At 69.4% G+C, this 24,764-nt stretch carries 26 protein-coding genes; 12 read left to right on the top strand and 14 right to left on the bottom strand.

From position 1 onward, the window contains the following. From EAO78_RS07720 to purE, 5 genes are all read right to left on the bottom strand, one after another. Nucleotides 1-1,422: NADH-quinone oxidoreductase subunit D-related protein (locus tag EAO78_RS07720; RefSeq protein ID WP_238987645.1), on the bottom strand; the 1,422-nt coding region annotated here is incomplete at its 3' end. Further along, nucleotides 1,419-2,117 carry an NADH-quinone oxidoreductase subunit B gene (locus EAO78_RS07725; RefSeq protein ID WP_122105271.1) on the bottom strand — a complete coding sequence of 233 codons (699 nt, stop codon included), beginning with the start codon at nucleotides 2,115-2,117 and terminating at the stop codon, nucleotides 1,419-1,421. The genes EAO78_RS07725 and EAO78_RS07720, both read right to left, overlap by 4 nt. Then, on the bottom strand, nucleotides 2,114-2,533 hold the full coding sequence (locus EAO78_RS07730) for an NADH-quinone oxidoreductase subunit A (protein WP_122105358.1): 420 nt from the start codon (nucleotides 2,531-2,533) through the stop codon (nucleotides 2,114-2,116). The genes EAO78_RS07725 and EAO78_RS07730 overlap by 4 nt, the downstream gene beginning before the upstream one ends. 156 nt (nucleotides 2,534-2,689) lie before the next feature. After that, nucleotides 2,690-3,928, bottom strand: coding sequence for an MFS transporter (locus EAO78_RS07735; protein ID WP_379749067.1), 1,239 nt, complete (start codon nucleotides 3,926-3,928; stop codon nucleotides 2,690-2,692). 133 nt (nucleotides 3,929-4,061) lie between these two features. Continuing rightward, nucleotides 4,062-4,679: a 5-(carboxyamino)imidazole ribonucleotide mutase gene (gene purE / locus EAO78_RS07740; RefSeq protein ID WP_122105273.1), complete on the bottom strand. Its 618-nt coding sequence runs from the start codon at nucleotides 4,677-4,679 to the stop codon at nucleotides 4,062-4,064. 183 nt (nucleotides 4,680-4,862) lie between these two features. Between purE and EAO78_RS07745 the strand changes: the two genes are divergently transcribed. Beyond that, a complete protein-coding gene (locus EAO78_RS07745; RefSeq protein WP_122105274.1) occupies nucleotides 4,863-6,944 on the top strand; it encodes a helicase HerA domain-containing protein in 2,082 nt (693 codons plus the stop codon). 105 nt (nucleotides 6,945-7,049) lie between these two features. Here the strand turns inward: EAO78_RS07745 and EAO78_RS07750 are convergent, their stop codons facing one another. The 4 genes from EAO78_RS07750 to pyk form a co-directional block, all read right to left on the bottom strand. After that, the gene (locus tag EAO78_RS07750) at nucleotides 7,050-7,529 is read right to left on the bottom strand and encodes a hypothetical protein (RefSeq protein ID WP_136516492.1); all 480 of its coding nucleotides are present in this window, start codon (nucleotides 7,527-7,529) and stop codon (nucleotides 7,050-7,052) included. Nucleotides 7,530-7,620: 91 nt separating this feature from the next. Then, nucleotides 7,621-8,280, bottom strand: a complete 660-nt coding sequence (locus EAO78_RS07755; RefSeq protein WP_122105276.1) for an NfeD family protein — start codon at nucleotides 8,278-8,280, stop codon at nucleotides 7,621-7,623. Nucleotides 8,281-8,446: 166 nt separating this feature from the next. Then, nucleotides 8,447-8,677, bottom strand: coding sequence for a DUF7312 domain-containing protein (locus EAO78_RS07760; protein ID WP_122105277.1), 231 nt, complete (start codon nucleotides 8,675-8,677; stop codon nucleotides 8,447-8,449). A gap of 83 nt (nucleotides 8,678-8,760) precedes the next feature. Continuing rightward, nucleotides 8,761-10,521 carry a pyruvate kinase gene (gene pyk, locus EAO78_RS07765; RefSeq protein ID WP_122105278.1) on the bottom strand — a complete coding sequence of 587 codons (1,761 nt, stop codon included), beginning with the start codon at nucleotides 10,519-10,521 and terminating at the stop codon, nucleotides 8,761-8,763. A gap of 302 nt (nucleotides 10,522-10,823) precedes the next feature. Here pyk and EAO78_RS07770 point away from each other — a divergent pair, with 302 nt between their 5' ends. Both EAO78_RS07770 and EAO78_RS07775 read left to right on the top strand, forming a co-directional pair. Continuing rightward, on the top strand, nucleotides 10,824-11,726 hold the full coding sequence (locus tag EAO78_RS07770) for a DUF7351 domain-containing protein (RefSeq protein WP_122105279.1): 903 nt from the start codon (nucleotides 10,824-10,826) through the stop codon (nucleotides 11,724-11,726). Between the two features lie 101 nt (nucleotides 11,727-11,827). Next, complete coding sequence (locus tag EAO78_RS07775) at nucleotides 11,828-12,625, top strand: class I SAM-dependent methyltransferase (protein ID WP_122105280.1); 798 nt, start codon at nucleotides 11,828-11,830, stop codon at nucleotides 12,623-12,625. Between the two features lie 34 nt (nucleotides 12,626-12,659). Here EAO78_RS07775 and EAO78_RS07780 read toward each other — a convergent pair whose 3' ends face one another. Beyond that, nucleotides 12,660-13,586, bottom strand: a complete 927-nt coding sequence (locus EAO78_RS07780) for a sulfide-dependent adenosine diphosphate thiazole synthase (RefSeq protein ID WP_122105281.1) — start codon at nucleotides 13,584-13,586, stop codon at nucleotides 12,660-12,662. A 238-nt stretch (nucleotides 13,587-13,824) separates the two neighbouring features. Between EAO78_RS07780 and EAO78_RS07785 the strand changes: the two genes are divergently transcribed. From EAO78_RS07785 to EAO78_RS07805, 5 genes are all read left to right on the top strand, one after another. After that, a complete protein-coding gene (locus EAO78_RS07785; protein ID WP_122105282.1) occupies nucleotides 13,825-14,091 on the top strand; it encodes an eL43 family ribosomal protein in 267 nt (88 codons plus the stop codon). Then, nucleotides 14,091-14,225 (top strand): DNA-directed RNA polymerase subunit P, encoded by a 135-nt coding sequence (locus EAO78_RS07790; RefSeq protein ID WP_007994536.1) that lies wholly within the window; start codon nucleotides 14,091-14,093, stop codon nucleotides 14,223-14,225. The genes EAO78_RS07785 and EAO78_RS07790 overlap by 1 nt, the downstream gene beginning before the upstream one ends. Before the next feature lie 13 nt (nucleotides 14,226-14,238). Further along, nucleotides 14,239-14,571 carry a KEOPS complex subunit Pcc1 gene (locus EAO78_RS07795; RefSeq protein WP_122105283.1) on the top strand — a complete coding sequence of 111 codons (333 nt, stop codon included), beginning with the start codon at nucleotides 14,239-14,241 and terminating at the stop codon, nucleotides 14,569-14,571. Between the two features lie 141 nt (nucleotides 14,572-14,712). After that, nucleotides 14,713-15,096, top strand: coding sequence for a prefoldin subunit beta (locus EAO78_RS07800; RefSeq protein ID WP_122105359.1), 384 nt, complete (start codon nucleotides 14,713-14,715; stop codon nucleotides 15,094-15,096). Nucleotides 15,097-15,102: 6 nt separating this feature from the next. Beyond that, on the top strand, nucleotides 15,103-15,384 hold the full coding sequence (locus tag EAO78_RS07805) for a DUF3194 domain-containing protein (protein WP_122105284.1): 282 nt from the start codon (nucleotides 15,103-15,105) through the stop codon (nucleotides 15,382-15,384). 85 nt (nucleotides 15,385-15,469) lie between these two features. Here the strand turns inward: EAO78_RS07805 and EAO78_RS07810 are convergent, their stop codons facing one another. From EAO78_RS07810 to pth2, 4 genes are all read right to left on the bottom strand, one after another. Continuing rightward, nucleotides 15,470-17,485: a DUF2070 family protein gene (locus EAO78_RS07810; RefSeq protein ID WP_122105285.1), complete on the bottom strand. Its 2,016-nt coding sequence runs from the start codon at nucleotides 17,483-17,485 to the stop codon at nucleotides 15,470-15,472. A gap of 99 nt (nucleotides 17,486-17,584) precedes the next feature. Then, entirely contained in the window at nucleotides 17,585-18,139 is a 555-nt protein-coding gene (locus tag EAO78_RS07815) for a GMP synthase subunit A (RefSeq protein ID WP_122105286.1), read from the bottom strand. A gap of 130 nt (nucleotides 18,140-18,269) precedes the next feature. Beyond that, nucleotides 18,270-19,844: a tRNA pseudouridine(13) synthase TruD gene (gene truD / locus EAO78_RS07820; RefSeq protein ID WP_122105287.1), complete on the bottom strand. Its 1,575-nt coding sequence runs from the start codon at nucleotides 19,842-19,844 to the stop codon at nucleotides 18,270-18,272. Further along, complete coding sequence (gene pth2, locus EAO78_RS07825) at nucleotides 19,845-20,183, bottom strand: peptidyl-tRNA hydrolase Pth2 (RefSeq protein WP_122105288.1); 339 nt, start codon at nucleotides 20,181-20,183, stop codon at nucleotides 19,845-19,847. Between the two features lie 120 nt (nucleotides 20,184-20,303). On the opposite strand from pth2, the gene EAO78_RS07830 reads away from it, so the two are divergent. From EAO78_RS07830 to metG, 4 genes are all read left to right on the top strand, one after another. Beyond that, on the top strand, nucleotides 20,304-20,951 hold the full coding sequence (locus EAO78_RS07830) for an AIM24 family protein (protein WP_122105289.1): 648 nt from the start codon (nucleotides 20,304-20,306) through the stop codon (nucleotides 20,949-20,951). A gap of 65 nt (nucleotides 20,952-21,016) precedes the next feature. Next, nucleotides 21,017-21,631 (top strand): dCTP deaminase, encoded by a 615-nt coding sequence (dcd, locus tag EAO78_RS07835; protein WP_122105290.1) that lies wholly within the window; start codon nucleotides 21,017-21,019, stop codon nucleotides 21,629-21,631. Further along, on the top strand, nucleotides 21,628-22,536 hold the full coding sequence (locus EAO78_RS07840; RefSeq protein WP_122105291.1) for a thiamine-phosphate synthase family protein: 909 nt from the start codon (nucleotides 21,628-21,630) through the stop codon (nucleotides 22,534-22,536). Before dcd ends, EAO78_RS07840 begins: the two co-directional genes overlap by 4 nt. A 69-nt stretch (nucleotides 22,537-22,605) precedes the next feature. Next, the gene (metG, locus tag EAO78_RS07845) at nucleotides 22,606-24,735 is read left to right on the top strand and encodes a methionine--tRNA ligase (RefSeq protein ID WP_122105292.1); all 2,130 of its coding nucleotides are present in this window, start codon (nucleotides 22,606-22,608) and stop codon (nucleotides 24,733-24,735) included. Nucleotides 24,736-24,764 lie beyond the last annotated feature (29 nt).

A 24,764-nucleotide genomic window follows, 5' to 3' on the forward strand; every position in this document is an offset into this window, starting at 1 on the left:
CGCCTGGATGTTCCGCTCCTCCTCGGGCCAGTCCTCGAGCAGGTCGACACACTGCTCGATGATCTTCGCGGACTCCTCGACCTCGCGCATCCGGACGAGCAGCCGGGAGTAGTTGTCACAGCCGTCCTCGGTCACGACGTCCCAGTCCAGCTCGTCGTAGTAGCCGTACGGGTCGTCCCGACGCAGGTCGTAGTCCACGCCCGACCCGCGAAGTACGGGGCCGGTCGCGCCGTACTCCTTGGCGACCTCCGGCGGCAGGATACCCGTGTCGATGGTCCGCATCTGGAAGATCTCGTTTTCGGTGACCAGGTCGTGGTACTCCTCGACGGAGCCGGGCAGCTGGTCGAGGAAGTCACGCGTCTTCGAGAAGAACTCCTGACGGGGCTTAGGCAGGTCCCAGACGACGCCGCCGAGCCGGAAGTAGTTGAACATCAGCCGCTGGCCCGTCAGGTCCTCCAGCAGGTCCTGAACGCGCTCGCGGTCGTTGATCGCGTACATGAACGTCGCGGTGAAGTCGCCGTTCACGTCGAGCGCGAACGTCGCCAGCGCGAGCATGTGCGCCGCGATGCGACACATCTCCGCGCCCATCGTTCGGATGACCTGCGCGTACTCGGGGACCTCGATGTCGGCGAGGTCCTCCGCCGCACGCGCGTACGCCCACTCGTTGAGCAGGCCCGCCGAGATGTAGTCCCAGCGGTCGGGGTAGGGCATGATCTGGTGGCGGTAGGTGCCCGACTGGGCCATCTGCTCCTCACAGCGGTGGAGGTAACCGATGTCCGGCTCCACGTCGATCACCTGTTCGCCGTCGAGGATCGTCTTCAGGTGGAGGACGCCGTGGGTCGCCGGGTGGTGCGGTCCGATGTTGAGGAACATCGTGTCCGACTCGGCGTCACGATGGTGGTCCTCGAGCGGGTTCGCGTGCTCCGGCAGCGTGGCGATCTGCGGGCGGTCCCTGTCGTAGTCCATCGACAGCGGGTGGCCCTGCCACGTTTCGGGTAGGAGGATCCGCCGGAGGTCGGGGTGGTCGTCGTACTCGATCCCGATCAGGTCGTACGCCTCCCGCTCGTGCCAGTCCGCCGTCCGAAAGACGGCCTCGCCCGACTCCGAGACCGGACGGTCCTTGTCCGCGGGGACGACGACGCTGACCTCCCGGGTCGGGTCGTCGAACTTCTTCAGGTGGTAGATCGACTCGTATCGGTTCTCGTACTCCTGAGCGGTGACGAGCGAGAGGTGGTCGTAGCCCGCCTCGGATTTCAGGGTCGAGAGCGTCTCCTGGACCGCGTCCGGCCGGATCACGAACCCGGGCGCGTTCAGGTGGTCGTCGCGGTCGATGACGAGGTCGCCGAGCAGCGCCTCCAACTCGTCGGGGGTGCGCTCGGGGACGCCGTCCGTCTCTGTGGTGTCTGGTGCTTCGAGGCTCATGGTGAATCGGCGAAGTTGTACCGCATGACGAGTTCGTCCTCGTCGATCTGGTCGGCGAGTTTTTCGACGAGCTCGTCCTTCTCGAGGTCGGAGAACTCCTCGAGCTCGTACGGCTTCACCGTCACGGGGGCGGCCTCGCCGTTCGCGATTCGCTCCTGGAGCTTGACGACCCCGTAGACGAGGGCCTCCGGACGCGGCGGGCAGCCGGGGACGTGGATGTCGATGGGAATGACCTCCTCCGCGCCCTTGATCACGTTGTACCCCTCCTGGAACGGCCCGCCGGAGATGGTACACGATCCCATCCCGACGACGAACTTCGGCTCCGGCATCTGGTCGTAGACGCGTTTCATCCGCGGGGCGAACTTCGAGACGATGGTCCCGGGGACGATCATCACGTCCGCCTGCCGCGGCGACGCACGGGGGACCCCGCTGCCGAAGCGGTCGAGGTCGTGTTTCACCGCGTACGTGTGCATCATCTCGATGCTACAGCAGGCGATCCCGAACTGCAGCATGAACATCGAGGAGCCGCGACACCAGTTCAGGAACTTGTCGAACTTGGTGAGGATGAACGGGGAGGAACCGAACGCCTCCCGGAGCCGGGAGTTGAACCGGTCTCCCTGGCCCTCCATGCGGCTGTCGCGGGTCTCGGTTACCACGCGCGATTCGTCGGTAATGAACGGTTGGTCGCTGCTCATGTGTTGAGGTCACGCTCCGTCTTCCTGCTGGCCGCACGGGAACTCCGGGCCCACTCGACCGCCCCGGTCCGCCACGCCCAGCCGAGTCCGATCGCGAGGATCCCGACGAAGGCCAACATCGGCCACAGCAGGTCGATCATGGGGACACCCGCCTCGATCGCCGGACGGTAGATGACGGCCCACGGGAACAGCAACACGGTCTCGATGTCGAAGACGACGAACAACAGCGCGACCATGTAATACTGGATGTTGAACCGGATCCGCGTCCCGCCCGTCGGGGTCTCGCCGGACTCGTAGGTAGTACTTTTACCGGTCTCAGGCACGCTCGGGCGAAGTAACGCCGAAACCGTCATCATCCCGATCGGGATGAGGAGGCCGACGGCCGCCAAGGCGCCGATCGCTATCCAATCACTCATATAGGTCTCCGTAACGTCCTGGGGTTTGAACCGCCCCCTCATAAGCGTTGAGACTCGTGCGCGCGGGCGCTCCGAAGCCGGTATCAAGGTGCCTACCTCCGACCGCCATCCGGACGAGGGCCCTCGTCGGATTCCCGACCGCGGGCGCGGTCCGAGCTACGTCGACGTCGTCCGTCGGGGCAGGAACAGACAACAGCCGGCGGCGACGAGGGCGAGCCCCGACGACAGGAGGAACACCTCGTCGAAGAAGCCGGCGTCCGCGAGGGCGCCGGCGACGACCGGGCTCCCCGCGCCGATACCCATGTATCCGGTCCGGAGCACGCCGAGTCCGGACCCACGGACGGCCGGCGGGAGTGCGGACGTGAGATATGAGAGCGTCGCCGTCGAGTAGCCGAGCAGGCCGCTGAGTCCGAGCGTCAGAACTGCCAGTCCGGGGAGCGATGCCACGGAGGGGAGAACCGCGAGCGAGACGGTCGCGACCGCCAACACGACGGGCAGCGTCCGCCGCGCGCCGTACAGGTCGTACGCGCGGCCGGTCACGGGCTTGACCGCGACGCCCATGGCGAAGAAGCCCCCGAACAGCAGCGTCGCCGTCGTCGGCGCGAGCCCCTTCACGTCGATCAGGTACGTGGGATAGAAGCCGGTGAACGCCTGCCAGGCACAGTAGGCGAGCGTCTGGATCGCCGTCACGACGATCACGGGCCGGCTTCGGAGCGCGCCGGCGACGGTTCGACCCGTCTCGACCGCGCGCCGCAGGGGTGCAGTTCCGTCCGGATCGGCGGTTCCGGATCCGCCGTTCGGCTTCGGGAGGGTCACGAACAGGGCGACCGCCGCGATCAGGAACCCCGGGATCGCGAACGCGAACCCGAACTGCCAGGCGAACGTGACGGCGAGGAAGCCGGCGAACGGCGGGAGCACGGTGTTCCCGAGGTCGCCGGCGGCCATCGTGATCCCGATCGCGGTTCCGTCGTTGTCGGGATAGACCGCCGACAGAATGGTGAACCGGGACACCCCGTACAGCGCCGTGCTCAGGCCGAAAAGCGCCGTCGCGGCGAACAACAGCTCGACGACGCCGGCGACGACGACCAACCCCAGTACGGCCCCGGAGACGAGCGTGCTCGCCACGAGCACCGCCCGCTCGCCGAACCGGTCGGAGAGGACCCCGCCCGGAAGCTGTCCGACCGCGTACGCCAGCCACAACACGGTGAGCAGGAGCCCGGCCGTCGAGAGAGAGATCCCGTACGCGGTCCGGAGGTGCGGGATCACCGCCGGATAGACGAGCCGAACGCCGAGCGAGAGGAACCACCCGCCCGCGACGGCGATCAGGACCGGCGTCCGCGGGTCGCCACGGAGCCCGTCGACGCCCGTCACGACCCGCCGAACGATCGGTCTCACTGTCACTCGGGCGTGGTTGTCGTGGCGGTCATAAACCACGTCGGATCCCGGGGAAGCCGGCCGGATCCCGGGGAAGTTGATCGAGTCCTGTGGAAGCCGGCCGGATCCCGAAAATCCCGGCCGGATCCGGTCGTCACTCCCCGTGTTTCTCGCGGAACCCCGCGATCCCCAGGTCGTGGAGGTCGGCGGAGACGTCGGCGACGCCGCCCTTGAGGTCCTCGTGGTACGCCACCAGCCGCTCCTCGATCTCGTCGTGTTCGCGCGCCAGCACCTGTGCGGCCGACAGTCCGGCGTTGAACGACTTGCCGGCGTCGACGGCGACGATCGGCGCGCCGGTCGGCATCCCGATCACGGAGTCCACGGATTTCTCCTGGACCGGAACCCCGATCACGGGGATCGGATACGCGAGCGACGCGGTCATGTTCGGGAGGTCCGCCGACTTCCCGCCCGCGCCGGCGACGATGACGTCCAGCCCGCGGTCCGCCGCGGTCTCGCCGTACGCGTACATGAGTTCGGGGGTGCGGTGTGCGGAGACGACGTAGCTCTCGAAGGTGAACCGCGCCTCCGGCGGCTCCGCGAAGTCGGTCTGCTCGGCGAATCCGAGCTCCGAGAGCGCGTCGTAGGCGCCCTCCATCGTCGGGAGGTCCGAGTCAGAACCCATGATTATCCCCACGTCGGGGGTCGTCTCCGGGTCGGCGTCGGCCGCCGCTTCCGTCTCGAGCCGGTCGATGAGGTCCTGGACCGTGGGCATGGATCCGGGATCGACCGGCGGGCTGTAAGTCGTTGCGGCTTCGTCCCGCGAACGGTCGAGACGTCTCCGGTCACCACGACCCGAGGCCACCGACTGCCGCGGCCCGGAGGACCGTGACCAGCGGCGACCGACGGCCACGTCCCGAGGCGATGGTTTATGACCCGGGCGCTACCTGTCACGGGTATGACCGAGCAGGAGACGATCCACGTCGCGGACGTCAGCGAGGGGATCGGCGGCGACGCGACGGCGGAACCGGGGTCGCCGGTGGAGCTTCCGGTGGTCGACGTGCTCACCGGCCGCTCGTTTATCACCGGCAAGAGCGGGTCCGGGAAGAGCAACACCGCGAGCGTCGTGATCGAGAACCTGTTATCCAACGGTTTCCCGGTCATGATCGTCGACACGGACGGTGAATATTACGGCCTGAAGGAGGAGTACGAGATCCTCCACGCCGGCGCCGACGACGAGTGCGACATCGTCGTCTCCCCGGAACACGCCGAGAAGCTTGCGAACCTCGCGTTGGAACAGAACGTCCCGATCATCCTCGACGTCTCCGGCTACCTCGAGGAGGACGTGGCCAACGAGCTGCTCCTGGAGGTCGTCAAGCAGCTGTTCGCCAAGGAGAAGCGCCTGAAGAAGCCCTTCCTGCTCGTCGTCGAGGAGTGTCACGAGTACATCCCGGAGGGCGGCGGGATGGACGAGACGGGCAAGATGCTGATCAAGGTGGGCAAACGCGGGCGGAAACACGGCCTCGGGATCGTCGGGATCAGCCAGCGCCCCGCCGACGTCAAGAAGGACTTCATCACCCAGTGCGACTGGCTCTGCTGGCACCGGCTCACCTGGGACAACGACACGAAGGTGGTCGGCCGGATCCTCGGATCGAAGTACGCGAGCGCCGTCGAGGACCTCGGCGACGGCGAGGCGTTCCTGATGACCGACTGGGACGAGTCGATCCGCCGGATCCAGTTCCATCGCAAGCGGACCTTCGACGCCGGTGCGACCCCCGGACTCGACGACTTCGAGCGGCCGGAGCTCAAGTCGGTCTCGAGCGACCTCGTCGGGGAGCTCCAGTCGATCTCCGACGAGAAGGCGCGCCACGAGTCCGAGCTCGCCGATCTCCGCCAGGAGCTCGAGAAGAAGGACCAGCGGATCCGTCAGCTCGAACGCGAGCTGGAGGAGGCCCGAGACCTGAGCGACATGGCCGACCAGTTCGCCCAGGCGCTCCTGGGCAAGGCGGAGGCACCCTACCGCGGGGGATCCGGACGGTCCGTCGCCGCGGAGAAGCGGGCGCAGTCCGCGCTCGGCGCGTACGACGGGGATCCGGACGAGGCGAACGGGGGGGTCGAGATCGGGACGGACGACTCGAGCAGGGTCGGGGCGGACGACGCGGTCGAGACCGGAGGGGACGACGGGAGCGGAACCGTAAGCACTGACACGGGAGGAACGGAAGACGCGGGAGGAACGGAACTCCCGACGGCGGACGCGGACGGTGGCCCCGACGGCTCCGGCGATCCCTCCGATCGATCGGACGACGACGGCGGCGCCGGTACGGCCGGTGGGGTCGGCGCGGACGGGCGAGGACGGAGCCGGGACGACCTCGCCGGGAACGAGCCGGCGGCCGACGTGGATCCCGTGACGCGCGCGGACGTGGCCGAGGGCGCGCTCCGGTTCGACGACGCGATCGAGCTCGGCACCCGCGAGGCGGTCATCGACGAGCTCCGCGGGCGGATCGAGTCCCTCCCGGAGCTGTCACGCGGGATGTTGCGACACTACCGACGCGAGGGGGTGAGCGATCCCGTGGCCGCCCACATCGACGCCGGCGGCGACGGCGACGCGGGCCACGCCTACAGCCGGCACCGTCCGATCCGGAAGTCCGGACTCATTCGTCACGCCGGGCGCGGCCACTACGCGTACGCCGTCCCGGACCTGATCCGCGAGGCGTACGCCGACCGTCTCGACGAGGAGTCGGTTCGGGAGGTCGTCCGCGCGGTCGAAACCGCGTTCGTCCCGCCCGGAGAGCGGGCGTATCCGCCGGACGCGGCTCCGGGGGAGGTCGGTGATCGGGACGCCTCGTCAGGGGAGATCGGTGAATCCGTGGGGGCCGATCCGCAGAGCGGAGCTACCCGACCCGCGGAGACCGACGACCACGCGGCCGGGATCGAGGGAGTACCGTTGGACGACGGGACGGGCACGGATCGATCGGACGAGTCGGAGCTGAGCGAGGCGGCACGGCGACTCGCGGAGCGCGGACGAAACGGCGACGAGTGAGCGGGACCGAGTGGACGGGAATCGACCGTTCGGGGGGCGAATGAAGGCGAGCGAAGCGAGCCGTCGAAACGCGTCAAACGGATCGGACCGACGAACCGGGAACCGCTATCGGTCGCCCGGAAGGAGACGCGCGACCGTCGAGCGGACCGCCGACCAGACGTCGTCCGACGCCTCCGTTCGTTCCTCGGAGAGCCGACGGTCCTTCTCCTCGAGAAGTCGTTCGTATCGCTCGATGACGTACCGGAGGTGTCGATCCCTGCGCTCGATCTCGGCTTCCAGACGCGCGATCTCGTCGTCGATCGACTCCGTCTCGTCCGGGGAGCGATCCGCGTCCAGGAAGCGGCCTTCATCCGGAGACTCGTCCTCGCCGTCGGACCGGTCGGAATCTCGATCCGGGAGGCTTCCTCCCCGATTCGACGGGCCACTTCGTCGGTTCGCGGAAGGTTTCCGATCGGGCGGATCGCTTCGAGCCGCCGAGATCGGACCGACAGGGTTTCCCGACGCGTACCGCTCGCTACCGTCCGGTTCGCTTCGACCGTGGGCGCTCACGACGGAGGGGTCGGGGATCATGTGTCGAGATATCATATACCGCATCGACGCCGATAAATGTCAGTCAGACGAGCGTCATGCCCCCGTCGGATGCACACCCGACCGGCGGTTCGATTCCACGGGAGAACTACCGTGAGCGGTCGCGCTCCGCGTCGACCTCGGCAGTCGCGGTCTCGTCCGAGTCGGCGTCCTCGCTCGGCTCGCCGGCAGCTTCCGCGGTGCCGTCGTCGGCGTCCGCCTCCTTTCGGGCTCGGTCGGCGGCGAGTTCGCGGTCGATGTCGTCCTCGACGTACGTCATCGATTGGACGGTGACGACGTTGCCGCCGCCGGGATCGACGACCATGACCTCCTCGCCCTCCTCGATGGTTCCCTCGATGGAGCGCGCCGAGTAGTGCGGGTTGAAGCCGCCGCCCTCGAGTTTCACCTGCCCGCCCCGCGGGGTCACGGTCTCCGAGACGGTTCCGAGTTTCCCCTTCAGGCTGTCGCTGTCGCTGGTCTGGGCCTGTCCCTTCCCGCCGTAGAGGTCGAACTCGTGGTAGCCGTAGAACGCGGCCACGCCGAACACGAGGGTGAGGATCGCCATCACGAACACCAGGCCGCCGAAGGCGACGCCGAGGGTCGCGAGCAGTAGTCCGCCAAGTCCCGCACCGATGAGCGCGATGCCGACGACGATGAAGTTCGCGCCCGGCGCGAGCGCCTCCGCCATCGCCAACAGAAGCCCCGCCGTCAACAACAGCAGCGGAAGCGTGTCCGGACCGATCAGGCCCGCCTGGAAGAGCACGTCCATGCGCCGCTATACGGCTGGGAGGCGGATAAGTGGTGGTACGACGAAGTCCCGTGGGACACGGCGGAGGACCACGAAACGTCCCCGACGGCCCATCAGGAGAGCGGACGAGAGAACCGGAGACGACGTTCAGAAACCGAAGACGACGTTCAGAAACCGAAGACGACGTTCAGAAACCGAAGACGAACACGCCGACGACGAGCGCGACCCCGAGGACGACGAACGCGGCGTGTTCGGCGTCGATGGATCCGGGCTCGATCGGCTCGCTCTCGGGGGTCGACGTGTCCTCGGTCACCCCGTCGGGACCCACGTCGTCGATGCCGAAACGCCACTCGCGACCGTCATCGCCGCCGTCGTCACGGACCTCGTTCGCCCGGCTTCGGGTGTCGTCGCCGCTCATACCCGTGGTAGACGCGTGCCCGATAAATGGCTGGCGGGTGCGGCTCGTCGGACGCGGTTCGCCGGGCGAAGACCGATCGGACGCTACCGTCGTCGGGCCGGTGCGATCACGTCGCCGTCGTACACGACGCCGCGCTCGCCGTCGAGCGTCAGCGTGGTCCCGTCCGCCACGGAGTCGGGCAGCGTCACGCCGGAGACCATCGGCACGCCCAGTTCACGGGCGACGACCGCGGGGTAGCCGGTCATCCCGGGACGGGCGTCGACGATCCCGGCGATCCGGTCGAGGTCGCCGGTGAACTCGCCATCGAAGTCGGACTCGAGCGCGACGATCGATCCCTCCGGAACCACGGAGAGGTCGCCGTCGGCGCTCCGATGGACCGGGGCGGCCACGCGGCCGGCGACGACCGCCTTCCCGGTGGCGACCGTCTCGGCCGCGATGTGGACCTTCAGCGTGTTCGTGGTGTTCGTCCCCTCCAGTTCCGTCAACATCCCCGAGAGGACCACGAGGGTGTCGCCGGAGGCGGCCGCACCGGTGTCGATCGCGGCGTCGACGGCGTTGTCGAGGACGGTCTCCATGTCGTGGGCGTATTCGGTGGTGACCGGCTGGACGCCCCACGACAGCGCGAGCTGGCGTCGCACGCGGTCGTCCGGCGTGGTCGCGACCACCGGAACCCCGGGGCGAAACATGGCGGTCTTCCGGGCGGTGTATCCGGACTCCGAGACCGCGACCACGGTCGACGCGCCGATGTCGCGGGCGAGGTACCGTGCCGAGCGCGCCAGCGCCTCGGTCCGGGAGCCGTCGGCGGCGGCCGGCACCCGCTGTTCGCGCGTCTCGGCGTACTCCTCGCTGGTCTCGACCTCGCGGACGATCCGGTCCATCGTCTCGACGACCCGGATCGGGTGGTCGCCGATGGCGGTCTCGCCCGAGAGCATCACCGCGTCGGTCCCGTCGAGGACCGCGTTGGCGACGTCGGAGGCCTCCGCGCGGGTGGGCCGTCGGGAGCGGATCATCGAGTCCAGCATCTCGGTCGCCGTGATCACCGGAACGCCTCGGTCGACGCAGGTACGGATGATCCGTTTCTGGATCATGGGTACGTCCTCGAGCGGACACTCGACGCCGAGATCGCCGCGGGCGACCATCACGCCGTCGGCGGCGTCGACGATGCCCGACAGGTTCTCGACCGCTCCGGCGCGCTCGATCTTCGCGATCACCGGGACGTCGTCGCCGCCGTACTCCTCGAGACGGTCGGCGATCCGGTAGACGTCGTCGGCGTCGCGGACGAACGAGGCGGCGACGAAGTCGGCGTCCGCGCGTGCGGCGAGCCGGAGCTCCCCCTCGTCCTCCGGCGTGATGAGGTCGACGTCGATCGCGACCCCCGGGAGGTTGACCCCCTTCCGGGAGCCGAGTTCGCCCCCGGAGACCACCCGCGCGACGACCGAACCGTCCTCGTCGACCCGCTCGACGCGGCACTCGATCCGGCCGTCGTCCAGGAGGACCGTGTCGCCGGAAGCCGCCGCGGCGATCGAGTGGGTAAGCCCGATCCGCTCCGGCGTGGCGTCCGTCCCCTCGTGGAACGCCACCTCGGAGTCGGTCTCGATCCGGATCGGGTCGTCGATCTCGGCGGTTCGAACCTCGGGACCCTTCAGGTCGACCATCACCGCGAGCGGGTCGTCGATCTCGTCGTCGACGTCGCGGACGCGCTCGATGACGTCCTCGCGGTGGGCCGTCGTCCCGTGGCTGGCGTTGAGTCGGGCGACCGACATCCCCGCGGTCGCGAGACCGCGGATCGTGTTCCGGTCGTCCGACGCCGGCCCCAGCGTACAGACGATCTTGGCGTTTCGCATACCCTCCGTTCGGCACAGCCTCGGAAAAAGCCACACGGTCGAGCCGCGATCCGTGCGAGACCAGATACGAGAGATAGAGCCGTCCAGAAGCCACGATACGGCCGAACGACGAGAAACGATCCGGGTCGATCACGACGGATTCGAGGCCGCACGACGGGTCCGACGCGAGCCCCGACGGGACTGCCGGGCGAAGGGAGGACGAGAGACGACGACCGAGTCGGGCGCCGTTCGGACGGTCGTGCGACACGAAGTGTCATTTGGAACGAAATACATATGAACTTACTAACACTGTGGATCGACGAATGGAAAGCCTCGCCTCGGCTCGATCCCGCGACGCGCTCGCGTTCTCCGTTCTCGACAGCGAGGTCAGGCTCGCCATCCTCGATTCGTTGTACGATCGGACGGTCGCATCCGGACCGCTCGCGGGCAACGCCACGTACTCGACGATCAAAGCCGACGTCGGCGTCGAGGACAGCGGCCGGTTCAGCTACCACCTCGACAAGCTCACCGACCGGTTCGTCACGAAGACCGAGACCGGGTATCGGCTCGCCGAGTCCGGCCGGGAGGTGATCCGGCTCCGGCGGACCGGCGCGTTCACGGCCGACCCAAACGTCGAGGCGACGCAGGTCGACGGGGAGTGTTACCGCTGTGGAGGAGGCATTCAGGCATTCTACCGCAGAGGGTATCTCGTGACGCAGTGTCGGGAGTGTATCGGACTGATCGATCACGAGCTCGTCGCCGACGGCACGCTCGCGTCGCTCTCGTACCCGCCGTCGGGCGTGTCGGGGATCGACATCGAGACCGCCTTCGAACGCTCGCATCTCAGGTCGGTACACACCTTTCGAGCGATGGCCGACGGGTTCTGTCCGAACTGTGGACACGGCGTGAGGGTCACGCTTCCCCCCGGCGACGGCGAGAAACCGGGAGACGACGGATACGGGTTCAGCCACGTGAACCACGACGGGATGGTCCGGTTCGCGTGTACCCACTGCGGGCACCGACACCTGTCACACCCGCTCTACGCCACCGACGACCGCGAGCCGATGGCGGACTTCTTCGCGACGAACGGGATCGCTCCCGGGTGGGACCGCCTCGCCACGGTGATGTCGTGGCCGGTCACCGTCGGGGACGCGGAGCTCGTCTTCGAGACCCCGGACGGGATCCGCTTCCGGGTCGACGACGAACTCGAGGTCCGGCGGGAGTAGTCGATCCAGAACGCCGCCCAACGGGCACGATCGACTCGAAACCTCGGGCAGCCAAGGGGACCGCCCCGACGACTTTTGCCGATCGCCGCCGAAGGCCATCCATGACCGGGGGCGACGCCACGACGCCGTACACGCGCCACGCCGGATTCTACGACCGGATCGCGGCCGACGCGCCGATCGTCGCCGGGCTCCGCCGGCGGGTCGTCGACGTGCTCGATCCGGGGCGCGGCGACGTCGTCGTCGAGATGGGGTGTGGAACCGGCGCGAACCTGTCGCCCCTCCGCGATCGAGTCGGTCCGGGCGGAACCGTGATCGGACTCGACGTCTCGGCCGGGATGCTCGACCGCGCTCGTGGCCGGATCGAACGGGCGGGCTGGCGGAACGTCCACGTCGCCCGCGCGGACGCGAGGCGATCGCCGATACCGACAGGGGCCGACGTCGACGACGGGAACGAGCGATTCCGGTCGATCGAGGTCGACGCCGTGCTCGCGACGTTCCTCACCGGCATGCTCGAGGACCCCGCGGGCGCGGTCGACGGGTGGTGCGGGCTCGTCGCCGACACGCGAGGAGGACCGGACCGATCCCGCCGCCGGTCGGGTCGCGTCTGTATCGCGGGGCTCGCACGGAGCACCCGGCCGCTCGGCCGCCTCCTCAATCCGGGATTCGCCGGGATCGTCCGTGCCGCGGCTCCGTCGGGATGGGACGACGGGCTCCGCGACGGGAACGACCAGGAGGGGCGGGGCGACCGGGAGAAACGGAAGCGGCGGGCGGTCGAGGTCCTCGACGAGCGGGCGCTGGCCGCACACCGTCGGATCCACGAGCGGTGTTCGGACGCGACCACGACGCGCGAGATCGCGGGGTTCGCGCGGGTCACCGCGGGCACGGTCGATCCGAGCTAGATCGACCGAAACGGGGGTCGAAGCCGGTCGTCGGTCAGTCGTCGGCAGGGGCGGGTCGCGAGGAGAGTTCGACGTCGCCGGCGTCGACGCCGAGCTCGTCGAGTGCGGCCTGTGCCGCGCGCTTGCCGGAGACGAGCATCGCGCCGAAGGTCGGCCCCATCCGCGGGAGCCCGTAGGCCGTCGCGACCGCCATGCCGCTCGCGACGAGTCCGTCGTGGACGACGCCGGTGTGTTCGACGACCGCGTCCTCGCTCTCGCCGACCCACATCGAGTCGTGGCCGGGCGAGTCGTGGCCTGGCGCGCCGTACTCGTCGTCGCCCGTCGCGTCCATCCCCCCGTCGTGTGCCCTGGCGTGTTCGATCCCGGGCGCGGAGAACACGCCGCGCTCGTCGAGCTTGGAGATCGCGACCGCGTCGTGGCCGGTGGCGTCGATCACGACCTCGGCCTCCACCGCGATCGGGTCGACGCAGGTGATCTCGCGCGGGAGCGCGTGGACGGGCGTCCAGTTCATCACGATCCCGCCGACGCGGTGGTCCTCGCGGACGACGAGGTCGGTGAACTCGGTCATGTTCTGGATCTTGGCCCCCGCGTCGCAGGCCGCCTTGATCAACCCCGAACACGCCGTCGGTCCGTTGGCGACGTAGAGGTCCTCGACGCCGTCGGCGGGCTCGAAGTCGACGTCGAGGTCGGAGAGCACCTCCTGGGCGGGGTCGCGGACGGTCACCTTGTTCATGAGGAAGCCGCCGAGCCAGAAGCCGCCGCCGAGGTAGTTGTTCTTCTCGACGACCATCACCTTCACGCCGCGGTCGGCGAGTTCCTTCGCCGCCATCAGTCCGGACGGGCCGCCCCCGATCACGATGGCATCGCTTTCGGAGAACTCGAGGAACTCCTCGGACCAGTCCCGACCGATGGCGCGCGTTACGTCCGTCTCGCTCACGTCGCTGAAGCCGTCGAACTCCATGGTACGACCGAGTAATACTACTAAGTTGTATTAGTCGTTGTGGTCGGAACCGCTCGGGTTATCGTGAGGAGGGCGAACGGGAGCGGCCATCGGGAGGGGAACGAACGGGAGCGGCCATCGGGAGGGGAACGAACGGGAGCGGCCATCGAGAGGGGAACGAACGGAACGCGCCACGGAGACGCACGGGCGTGGCCGACTCGTAGCCTTTTTACGCACGCTCGGGGTATTCGGGCACACTATGGCTGAGGACAAGGCACGAAGCACCGGCAGCGCGGGCCGATTCGGGGCCCGGTACGGCCGCGTCGCCAGAAAGCGGGTCAAGGACATCGAAGCGGAGATGCGCAACGCGACCGTCGACGGCGACGACGTCAAGCGCGTCGGCACCGGCATCTGGGTGAACGAGGAGACCGGCGAGACGTTCACCGGCGGGGCCTACCGCCCCGAGACTCCCGGCGGTCGGACCGTCCGCCGCTCCATCCGCGCCGCGCTCGCCGACGAGGAATAATGAGTTACAAGTGTTCCCGCTGTAAGCGCGACGTCACGCTCGACGAGTACGGCGGCGTCCGCTGTCCCTACTGTGGCCACCGCGTCCTCCTGAAGGAGCGCGGCGGCGACATCAAGGAAGTCGACGTCGAGTAGCCGGACCCCCGCCGTGACCGACCGCGACGCGTCGACGACCGAACCCGCCGACGCCGCGCCGGCGGCCGACGTCGACCGCGACCACGGGACGCTTCTCTCCTTCGAGTACCCCGACGAGCCCCGCGCGAGGACCGTCGCCGACGCGCTCGCGCCCGAGGTCGGCGAGCTCGACGAGTCGCGGTCGCGGGCGACCGTCTCCCGGGACGGGTCCGCCGTTCGCGTCCGCGTGACCGCCACGGACCTCGTCGCGTTGCGGGCGGGTATCACCAGTTGGTCGCGACTGGTCGCGGTCGCCGAACGGGTGAGCCGGGGACGATACGTCGATCGAGAGGACGACGACCGGTAGCGCGCCGATCGGGAACCCGTCGATCGATCGACTTCATCCGTTTCGGACCGTCTTCCGTCCATTTTCGGCGGTTTTCGTCCTCATCGGAGAAGTCGGGGGTTTTTCCGTCCGGACCGTCTCGGTCCACCCATGCAAGGGAACATGCCGCCCGAGGCACAGGAGAAGATAGAGGAGCTTCAGGAGCTGCAGGAGACCGCACAGCAGGTCGCGGAGCAGAAGGAGCAGGCGAAGACGGCGCTCAACGAGTCGAAGACGGCGCTCGACGCCTTAGAGGACGTCGACGAGGACGCCGGCATGTACCGCGAGATCGGCGAGGTTCTCGTCGAGACCGACTACGAGTCCGCCTACGACGACCTCGAGAACAAGGTCGACTCCCTCGAGGTCCGCGTCGAGCAGCTCGAGAAGCAGGAGGAGCGCGTCCAGGAGCAGTTCGACGACCTCCAGGGCGAGCTCCAGCAGATGCTCCAGGGCGGCGCCGGCGGCGGCCCGATGGGTCCCGGCGGCCCGGGCGCGGGCGGCGCGTAACGACCGATGAACGAGGACGCGTCGAGCGACGGGAAAGCCGACGCCGACCCCACCGACGAGGAAGTCGTCCGGACCGCCGCCGAGGCGGCCGAGGGTGTCGTTTTCAAACGATACGACCAGTCGGCCGTGACCGACCTCGACGTCACGATCACCTTCGAGGACGGCGTCCTCGACGTGGACGTCTACCTGAACGCCCCGGACGGCCCCGACCATCCCGACCCCGAGGCGGTCGCCGAGGCGGCCACGGAGGCCGCGGGCGACGCCGTCGACGAACTGTTCGAGGAGTAGGCGGCGGACCGATCCTCTCCGCCTACGGTTCGTTTCGTTCCGAGCGGACGCGCCGTTCAGGTCGCTCGAGGGCGCTCGGGACCGCTCACGTCAGGAAGAACAACAGTACGCTCACCGACATGGCGAAGAGCGTCACCGCCGCCGCCAACGCCGCCCCGAGCGAGAGCGCGGCGTTGGCCTGCGTCGCCAGCGTCTCGGTTCGGTCGTTGCCGAACACCGTCACCGTCGTGCGTTCCGTCCCCCCGCCGACGGCGACGGGCTCGAGGTCCTCGCGCGCGTCGACCGCGAGCGACCGGACCGTCTCGCACAGCGCGTCCGCGTCGACCTCCCCGCCGACCCGGTTGTCCGCGCGGGTGCGGTTGACGACGTGGTTGTCGGTGGTCATCACCTCGACGTGGTCGACGCCGGTCGCCTCGCGGACGGCCGAGAGCACGTCCTCGCGGAGCCCGGGAACCATGTTGTTGCCGTCGATGAGGACGTAGGCGGCCTCGACGCCGGCGACGCGCGTGACCGCGACGCGGACGCCGAGCGGGCCGATCCCCTCCTCGGGCGTCCACCCGGTCGGGTCCCACGCCACGCCGAGTTCCGTCCGGCCGCGGTCGGCCTCGGCCGTTTCCTCCCCGGCGAGCCCGGCGGCGTCGTACAGGTCGTAGGAGCGTTTCGACCCCGGCGTGACGTGTCCGAGGTCGGGACCGGCCCCCGACAGCCCGGTGTGGCAGTTGTGGCCGTCGACGAGGAGCACGTCCGCCACCCCGTCGCTTCGGAACTCCGCGCGCGCGGATTGGCCGACCGCGAAGTCGACGTCGTCGGCCGAACCCGGCGCGAACGTGGAGACCGCGAGCGCGGCGTCGCCGAACCGCTGGGCGAGCATCGACGACTCGCCGGACTCGACCGAGAGCGGGACCGTCCCCTCCCGCCGGAACGTCGCGCCGTCGAGCGCGCGGTCGGCGGCGTCGATGACGCAGTCGACCTCCGTCTCGGAGACGAGGTTGAAGTCGTGGCCGGCGGTCGCGTGCGGCGGGAACCCGATCCCCTCTGCCGAGAGCGCGACCCGACGTGGGAGGTCACCGCCGCCGATCTCGCCTAACGGACCGGGATGGATCATCGGCAACACGAACCGGGCCTTCTCCTCGCCGAGCCGGTCGGGATCGACCGCCCCGCCGTCGGTGGTCGCCGATTCCCGGTCAGCGCCGTCGCGGTCGTTCGGGTCGCCATCGCGATCGTTCGGATCCTCGTCGTCCGCGAGGGTCCGGAACGACAGCACCGAGACGGGGACGACCGCCTCCTGTCCGAGCCGCTCGAAGAACCGCTCCAGATCGCGGGACTCCTCGGCGGCGTAGCCGATGAACCCGCGGATGAAGTCCAGCACCGAGACATCGAGCGCGCGCCGCCAGGGGCGCTCGACCGCGACGAGGAACGCCCAGACGGCGACCGCGTAGAGCAGACAGAGCGCCGCCAACAACAGGAAGTGGTCGAGCGTCACCGCGTCGAATATCGGCGGGCCGTGGTCGGTTCGCGAGAGGAACACGACGTACGCCTCGTAGGCGGATCCCCCGTCGATGAGGAGGCGCGCGGTCCCGCCGTACACGAACAGCAGGACGGCGGCGACGACCGTCTGGACCGACGCGGGGACGCTGGCGACGGGCAGCGAGACCCGAGAGACCGCGAGGACGGCGAGAAGCCGGAGGGCGAAGATCGACGCGAGCGCGACGACGAGCGCGTCGAAGACGAACCGCTGGGAGAGCCCGAGGACGGCGGCGAAGACGCCGGCGACGACGAGCACGACGACGACGAACAGCTCGCACAGAAGCGCCAGAAGCGCCGACCGGTCGTTGGTGAGCCCGCCGCCGAGCGCGCGGTCGATCGTCGTCGTCGTGAGCGCGGCGACGACCGTCGGCGCCCCGAGGAAGACGATCCCCTGCCAGGCGTCCTGGCCGACGAGCAACACGGGATACCTCGACCCCATCGTCGAAGCGGAGTCGAAGACGGCGATCCCCGTGAGCCCGCCGAGGAGCACGGCGAACGCGAGCGTCCTGGGCCAACGTGGCGCGCGGAAGATGAACTTGGAGAGCCCGGCGAGCCGCCCCTGTGTCGCGGTCACGGCTGTGCGGTTCTCGCCCGCGGATGAAAATCTCTCCGGCTCGCGGGCGACCGGGGAGTCGGGTCAGCCGCCGTCCACTCCGCCGGCCCGTGGATGACGCTACCCCGACTCGCAGATCGCGACGAAGTTCTCGAACACTTCCTCGCCCTCCTCGGTGTGGGCGACCTCGGGGTGCCACTGGACGCCGTACAGCCCCTCCTCGACGTTCGACATCGCCTCGATCCCGCAGACGTCGGAGGTCGCGGTGTGGGTGAACCCGTCCGGCAACTCCTTCACCTCGTCGGCGTGGGAGGCCCACACGCGGGTGTCGGGCGCGAGCGACCCGACGAGCGGGTCCTCGTCGTCGACGATCTCCACGTCGACGTCGGCGTAGCCGCCGTAGTCGCCGCCGCCGACGCGCCCGCCGCGCTCGTCGGCGATCACCTGCATCCCCAGGCAGATCCCGAAGACGGGGACCTCGAGGTCGAGGTACTCGCGCGCCCGCCCGATACGGTCCATGTCGGGGCCGCCGGAGAGGACGACCCCGTCCGCGTCGACCTCGGCGGGCGGCGTGTCGGCGTCGAGGATAGCGGTGTCGACGCCCATGTCCCGGAGCGCGCGCCGCTCCAGGTGGGTGAACTGGCCGTGGAGGTCGAGAACGACGATCCGTGTCATGGAGTCGATCCGCGGGGGCGGCACAAAAACGGCTCGGAACCGTCGCAGGGTCGTGTCGGTTCTCGGCTACGATCCGCCGGAACGATCCATTTTCGTGGATCAACACGTCGGTAGGTCGGGAGTCGACCCGCTATCGCTCCAGCGGGTCGACCTTCGTGAACTCCCGGAGGAGGACCGTCGCGTACGACCCGCTCGGGAGCGCGAACGCGAAGGTGGGGTCGCCCGCCTCGAACGTCACCTCGAGGTCGGTCCGGACCTGTATCGCCCGGCGGGTTCCGGTCGAGTCGAACTCGCCCGGAAGCGCGAAGTCGGCGGGCTCGATCCCGGCGTCGTCGAGGACCGCCCGCTCGATCTCGCCGGGCTCGCCGTCGGCGAGTTCGGCGTCGGTGCCGACGAGCGGCGCGGTGACGAACGCCCGACCGCGCGCGCAGTGGCGTTCCATCACCGACACCCGTTCGTCGGTCACCCGCTGTTCGCGGTCGGGGTCGGGCGCGTACAGCCCGTCGGGTGCGTCGCGGTCGGCGAAACACGCCACGTCGCCCGCGACCGGGCGGTCGAAGGGGAGCCCGCGCCGCAGCCGCTCGCTCAGGATGCGGTTGAAGAGGACGGACTGGGCCGCGTTGACGAAGAGCCGCTGGAGGTTCGAGGGAACCGCCTCGAGGGCGTGCCGCCAGTCGTCGTGCTCGGGCGGCGCGGCCGGGTCGACCTCCTCCTCGGCGAGCCGCGAGAGCATCCCGCGCTCGAACCGGAGCTTCCGGGGCATCGCCTCGAGACACGCCCGCCAGTCGCCGTCGCCGGTACCGGCGGCGACGACGCCGGGAGCGTGGCCGTGATCGGGGAGGTCCGCGTCGTCCTCGGCGGTGTCGTCGTCCACGTCGTCGCCCGTATCGCGGTCGTCCGTCGGCGGCTCGACCGCCTCGACCCCGAACGCGTCGTCGACGCGCCGCCGGCCGGCGCGCGTGTCGTCCGGCTCGGCCGGGGAGGGGTTGCCGGCGTACAGCCGGACCGCCTCCCGGAAGTCGCCGCGGACGACCGCGAGCCCGACCAGGTGCGTGACGGGGCGGACGCTGCCGAACCGCTGTTGGCCGAAGTAGTTGGGGACCGCGACGGGAGCCTCCGGGTCGTCCGGGTCTCCGCCCGCGAACGCGCGGAGGTCGCGGGCGATGGTCGCAACGCGCTCCTCGCTTTCCGCGACCGTGTCGGCGACGCGGATCTCGAAGGCGTTACCGGCGAGGTCGCCGAACGAAAGCCCGCGGCCGGCCCGACCGATCGGCTCGATCTCGACGCCGCGGATCTCGGGCAGGTCTCCGGGGTCGACGCCGCGAAGCGTGAACAGTTGGGTCGTCACGGCGCGTTTGTCCTTCGTTCCCGCCCACGAGACGCGCTCGCGGCTGATCGAGAGCGCGTCCGAGACCCGACGCGCGAAGTCGTTCGTGTCCCAGTTCCGGAGCGTGACGCGGACGACGAGCTCGGGGTAGCCGCCGCGGTCCGAATCGAGCGGGTCCGGCTCGAACGCCTCCAGTTCGGTCACGCGGAAGTCCTCCGGTCGCTCGCGGAGCCGGCCGCCGATCCCGTCGGCGTCGCTGAGATAGCCGTCGATGCCGACAGCGCGCTCGACGGGGTGGGCCTCGCGAAGGGGTCGAGGAGAGGGGTCGTCGGGGGAGGAGTCGTCGAGGGAGGGATCGTCAGGAGAAGGGTCGACCATTCAGTAGAGGGGGAGGTCGCCCGTGACGCGGTCGACGAGGTCGTCGCTCGCGGGACCGACCGCGAGCGCGGTGACCGTTCCCGGCTCCAGTTCGGTGTGTCCGGCGTCGCGGATGACCGCGTACGGGATCCCCTCCGTGTCGGCCTTGTCGGCGAGCTCGAACAGCTGGCTCTCGGAGTCGGCGCCGAGAACGACCTTCTTCTGTCCCGAGCCCTTCCACTTCTTTCGGCTTCGACGGCCCGTGTCCTCGTAGGCCGAAAGCGACGCGTGTGCGACCTGCGCGGCGAGTTTTCCCTCGCCCATCCCGAGGTCCCGGCGGGCGACGATCGCCTGTTTCATACCGGAAGGAGCCCGGCCGTGGGTATAGCTCTGTTCTCTCGGACGTTCGGATCGCCGGGTTTTATTTTGCCGCCCTCGCGGATCCAGACCGCGTCGTCCCCGCGGCGCTTGGTTTCCCCCATGGATCTGGACGAGTTCGCGCGCACGAGCGCGCCAGACCGCGACGGCGACGAGTTTCGAAAGGAGAACAACCGGCTGCTCGGGGTCCCGCTCGACGGGACCGTGACGGTGAAGGCCGGCTCGATGGTGGCGTACACGGGCGACGTGACGTTCACCGGCAGGTCCTCCGCCGAGGGCGGCGTGAAGGGATTCCTCAAGGAGGCGGTGAGCGGCGAGGGCACGCCCGTGATGGAGGCGGAGGGGAGCGGCTACCTCTACGTCGCAGAGCAGAGCAAGAAGGTGCGGATACTCGATCTCGATCCCGGCGAGTCGATCTCCGTCAGCGGCACCGACGTGCTCGCGTTCGAGTCCTCCGTCGACTACGAGATCAACACGATAAGCAGCGTCTCGGAGGCGGCTGCGGGCGGGCTGACGAACGTCTACCTCACCGGACCGGGACAGGTGGCGATCTCCACGCACGGCGACCCCGTCGTGTTGGAGCCGCCCGTCTTCACCGACCCGGACGCGACCGTGGCGTGGAGCAGCGGGCTCTCGCCGTCGGTGTCGATCAACAAGACGTTCGAGTTCGGCCAGACCTCCGGCGAGTCGATCCAGATGGAGTTCACCGGCGCCGAGGGGTTCGTGGTGGTTCAGCCCCACGAGGAGTGAGCGATCGGCAGCGGTCCCCGACGGCTTCCGGGAGCCTTTAGGTCGTACCCGTCCCCTCTCCCGGCATGATCCTGTCGGACGCGGACATCCTCGACCGCCTCGCGGCCGGGGACCTCGCCATCGAGCCGCTCGCGGACGTCGACCAGCAGGTCCAGCCCGCGAGCGTCGACCTCCGGCTCGGCGAGCGGTTCCTGGAGTTCCAGCGCACCAACATCCCCTGTATCCACCCGACCGAGGCCGACGAAGTCGGCGAGTACGTCACGGAGACCACGGTCCCGGAGGGCGAGGAGTTCATCCTCCATCCCGGCGACTTCGTGCTCGGGACGACGACCGAGCGCGTCGAGATCCCGGACGACCTCGTCGCACACGTCGAGGGGCGGTCGTCGCTCGGCCGGCTCGCCATCGTGGTCCATGCGACCGCCGGGCTGTGCGACCCCGGATACAAGGGCCAGATCACGCTCGAGCTGTCGAACCTCGGGACCGCGCCGGTCGCGCTCTCGCCCGGGATGCGCGTCTCACAACTCACTTTCACGGAGCTCAAGTCGCCGGCCGAACGGCCGTACGGGAACGAGCGCGGCTCGAAGTACCAGGACCAGGACGGCCCGCAGGCGTCGCGGATCGGCTCGGACCCGGAGTTCGACGACGATGACGGGGCGGAATCGGATGGTGAAGGCCAATGAAGTTCATCGAGGAGGTCGTCGTCGACGAGTTCCTCCCGACGGTGCGCTCGATGCTGGCCGAGGACCTCCGCGAGCGCGGGTTCACCCAGCGTGAGGTCGCCGACGCGCTCGGCATCTCGCAGTCGGCCGTCTCGAAGTACGCCCACGGCGACGTGGCCCGCCACGAGCGGATCGTCGCCGACGAGCGCGTGCGCGACCTCGTGGATCGGGTCGGCGAGGGGCTCGCGAGCGGCGACATGAGCCCGGTCGCGTCGCTCGTCGAGATAGAGGTGCTGATCCGGCAACTCGAGGAGGGCGACCTCCTCGCGGAGCTCCACGAGGAGGCGATGCCGGAACTCGCCGCCGCCGACGTGGAGTTCTCGGTCCACGACCCCGACAGCGGGCTCCGCGAGCGCGAGGCGGTCCTCGCGTCGGTCCGGCGGGGACTCCGGACCCTGACGAACGCCTCCGGGTTCGCCGGGCTCATCCCGAACGTCGGCGCGAACGTCGTCGAGCGTCTGGCGGACGCGGGTTCCGTCGACGACGTGGCCGCCGTCCCCGGGCGGCTCGTCGACGTGAAGGGTCGCGCGATGGTCCCCGGCGAGCCGGAGTTCGGCGTGAGCGAGCACGTCGCGACCGTGCTGCTCGCCGCCCGCGAGGCCGGCTCGTCGGCCCGCGGGGCGGTGAACCTCCGATACGACCCCGATCTCGTCGCGGAACTCGCCGAGTCACACCCGACCGTCGAGTTCGACCCCGAGCGCCCGACGCGGGAGGCGGTCGTCGACGCGGTCGCGGCCGCGGACCTCCCGGACGGAACCGACACCCTCGTGTGCTATCAGACCGGGGCGGTCGGCGTCGAGCCGATCGTGTACGTCCTCGCGCCGACCGCGCCCGAGGCGGCGCGGGTCGTCCGGAAGCTGTTGTAAGCGCGGTCCCGCACCCGGAAACCAGCGGGCTTTTGACGCGTATCCACGACACGTCAGGTACACAGCCACATGAGCCACGACGACTTCCCCACGGACCACCCGGCGGTGGTGACCTGTGGACTGCCGTACGCCAACGGCGACCTCCACATCGGGCACCTCCGCACCTACGTCGGCGGCGACGTCTACGCCCGCGCGCTCGAACGGCTCGGTCAGGAGACCGCGTTCGTCTCGGGCTCCGACATGCACGGGACGCCCGTCGCGGTCAACGCCGAGCAGGAGGGCGTCTCGCCCGAGGCGTTCGCGCTCGACTGGCACGAACGGTACGCCGAGACGTTCCCGAAGTTCAACGTCGCGTTCGACAACTACGGCCACACCCACGACGAGACGAACACGGAGATCACCCAGCAGCTCGTCCGCGACCTCGAGGAGGCGGGTCACGTCTACGAGAAGGAGATCATGGTCGCGTACGACCCCGTCGACGACCAGTACCTCCCCGACCGCTACGTCGAGGGCACCTGCCCGTACTGCGGCGCGCACGCCCGCGGCGACGAGTGCGACGAGGGGTGCCAGCGCCATCTCGAGCCCGGCGAGGTCGAGGACCCGGTCTCGACGATCACGGGCAACCCCGCGGAGTACCGCGAGCGCACCCACGAGTTCTTCGAGGTCTCGGCGTTCTCGGAGTACCTCTCCGGCTTCCTCGACCGACTGGAGGGGACCTCGAACGCCCGGAACCAGCCCCGCGAGTGGATCGAACAGGGGCTTCAGGACTGGTGTATCACCCGCGACATGGACTGGGGGATCGACCTGCCGGGCGAGAACCCGCAGGACCTCGTCCTGTACGTCTGGGTCGACGCGCCGATCGAGTACGTCTCCTCGACGAAACAGTACTCCGAACGCGTCGGTTCGGACGTCTTCGACTGGGAGGCCGCCTGGAAGGAGGGCGCGGACGACGACCACCCCGAGGGCGGCGAGATCGTCCACGTGATCGGCCGCGACATCATCCAGCACCACACGATCTTCTGGCCCGCGATGCTGGAGGCGACGGGTCACGCCGAGCCGCGCGCGGTGATGGCGAGCGGGTTCGTCACCCTCGGCGGCAAGGGCTTCTCGACGAGCCGCGACCGCGCGGTCTGGGCCGACGAGTACTTAGAGGAGGGGTTCCACCCCGACCCGCTGCGCTACTACCTCGCGACCAACGGCGGGTTCCAACAGGACGTCGACTTCTCGTGGGAGAAGTTCCGCGACCGCGTGAACACCGAGCTCGTGGGGACCGTCGGCAACTTCCTCTACCGCTCGCTGCTCTTCGCGCACCGCAACTACGAGGACGCGCCGATCGCGGACGCGACGAGCGACGAGGTGGCCGACCGGATCGACGAGGCGATCGCCGACGTCGAGGCCGCCGTCAACGACTACTCCGTGCGCGCGCTCGGCGACGCCGTGACCGACCTCGCGCGCTTCGGCAACGAGTACATCCAGCACAACGAGCCGTGGAAGCTCGTCGACGACGAGCCCGAGGAGGCCGCACGGGTCATCCACGACTGCGTCGCGATCGCCAGGGCGATCGCGGTCCTCTTCGAGCCGATCGCCCCCGAGAAGTGCGAGCGGCTCTGGGACCAGCTCGGCGAGGGAGGTTCCGTCCACGACGTGACCGTCGACGCGGCCCGCGAGGCTCCCGAGGGCGACCTCTCCGAGCCGGAGGAGCTGTTCGAGAAGGTCGAGGACGACCGCGTCGAGGAGCTGAACGCGAAGCTCGAGTCGCGCGTCGCCGAGGCGGAGGACGACGAGGGCGACGAGACGGCGGACGAAGGAGACGACGAGGACCACGAAACGGACGACACCGCGACCGAGGAACCCATGACCGACATCGACCCCATCAGCGACGACCGCATCAGCTTCGAGGAGTTCCAGGAACTGGACGTCCGCGTCGGACGGATCGAGGAGGCCGAGGAGATCGAGGGCGCGGACGACCTCCTGAAGCTCCGCGTCGACCTCGGCGCGGAGACCCGCACCATCGTGGCGGGGCTCAAGGGCCTTCACGCGGTCGAGGAACTCCCCGGAACGAAGGTCGTCGTGCTCGCCAACATGAAGAAGGCGGAGCTGTTCGGCGTGGAGTCGAACGGCATGGTGCTCGCCGCGGGCGAGGAGGCCGACCTCCTCACCACCCACGAGAACGCCGAGCCCGGCACGAAGGTCCTATGACATCCTCCTCGCCGTGAACAGGGAGGCGC

Source organism: Halobellus captivus (assembly GCF_003697845.1).
GTDB classification, from domain to species: Archaea; Halobacteriota; Halobacteria; order Halobacteriales; family Haloferacaceae; genus Halorubrum; species Halorubrum glutamatedens.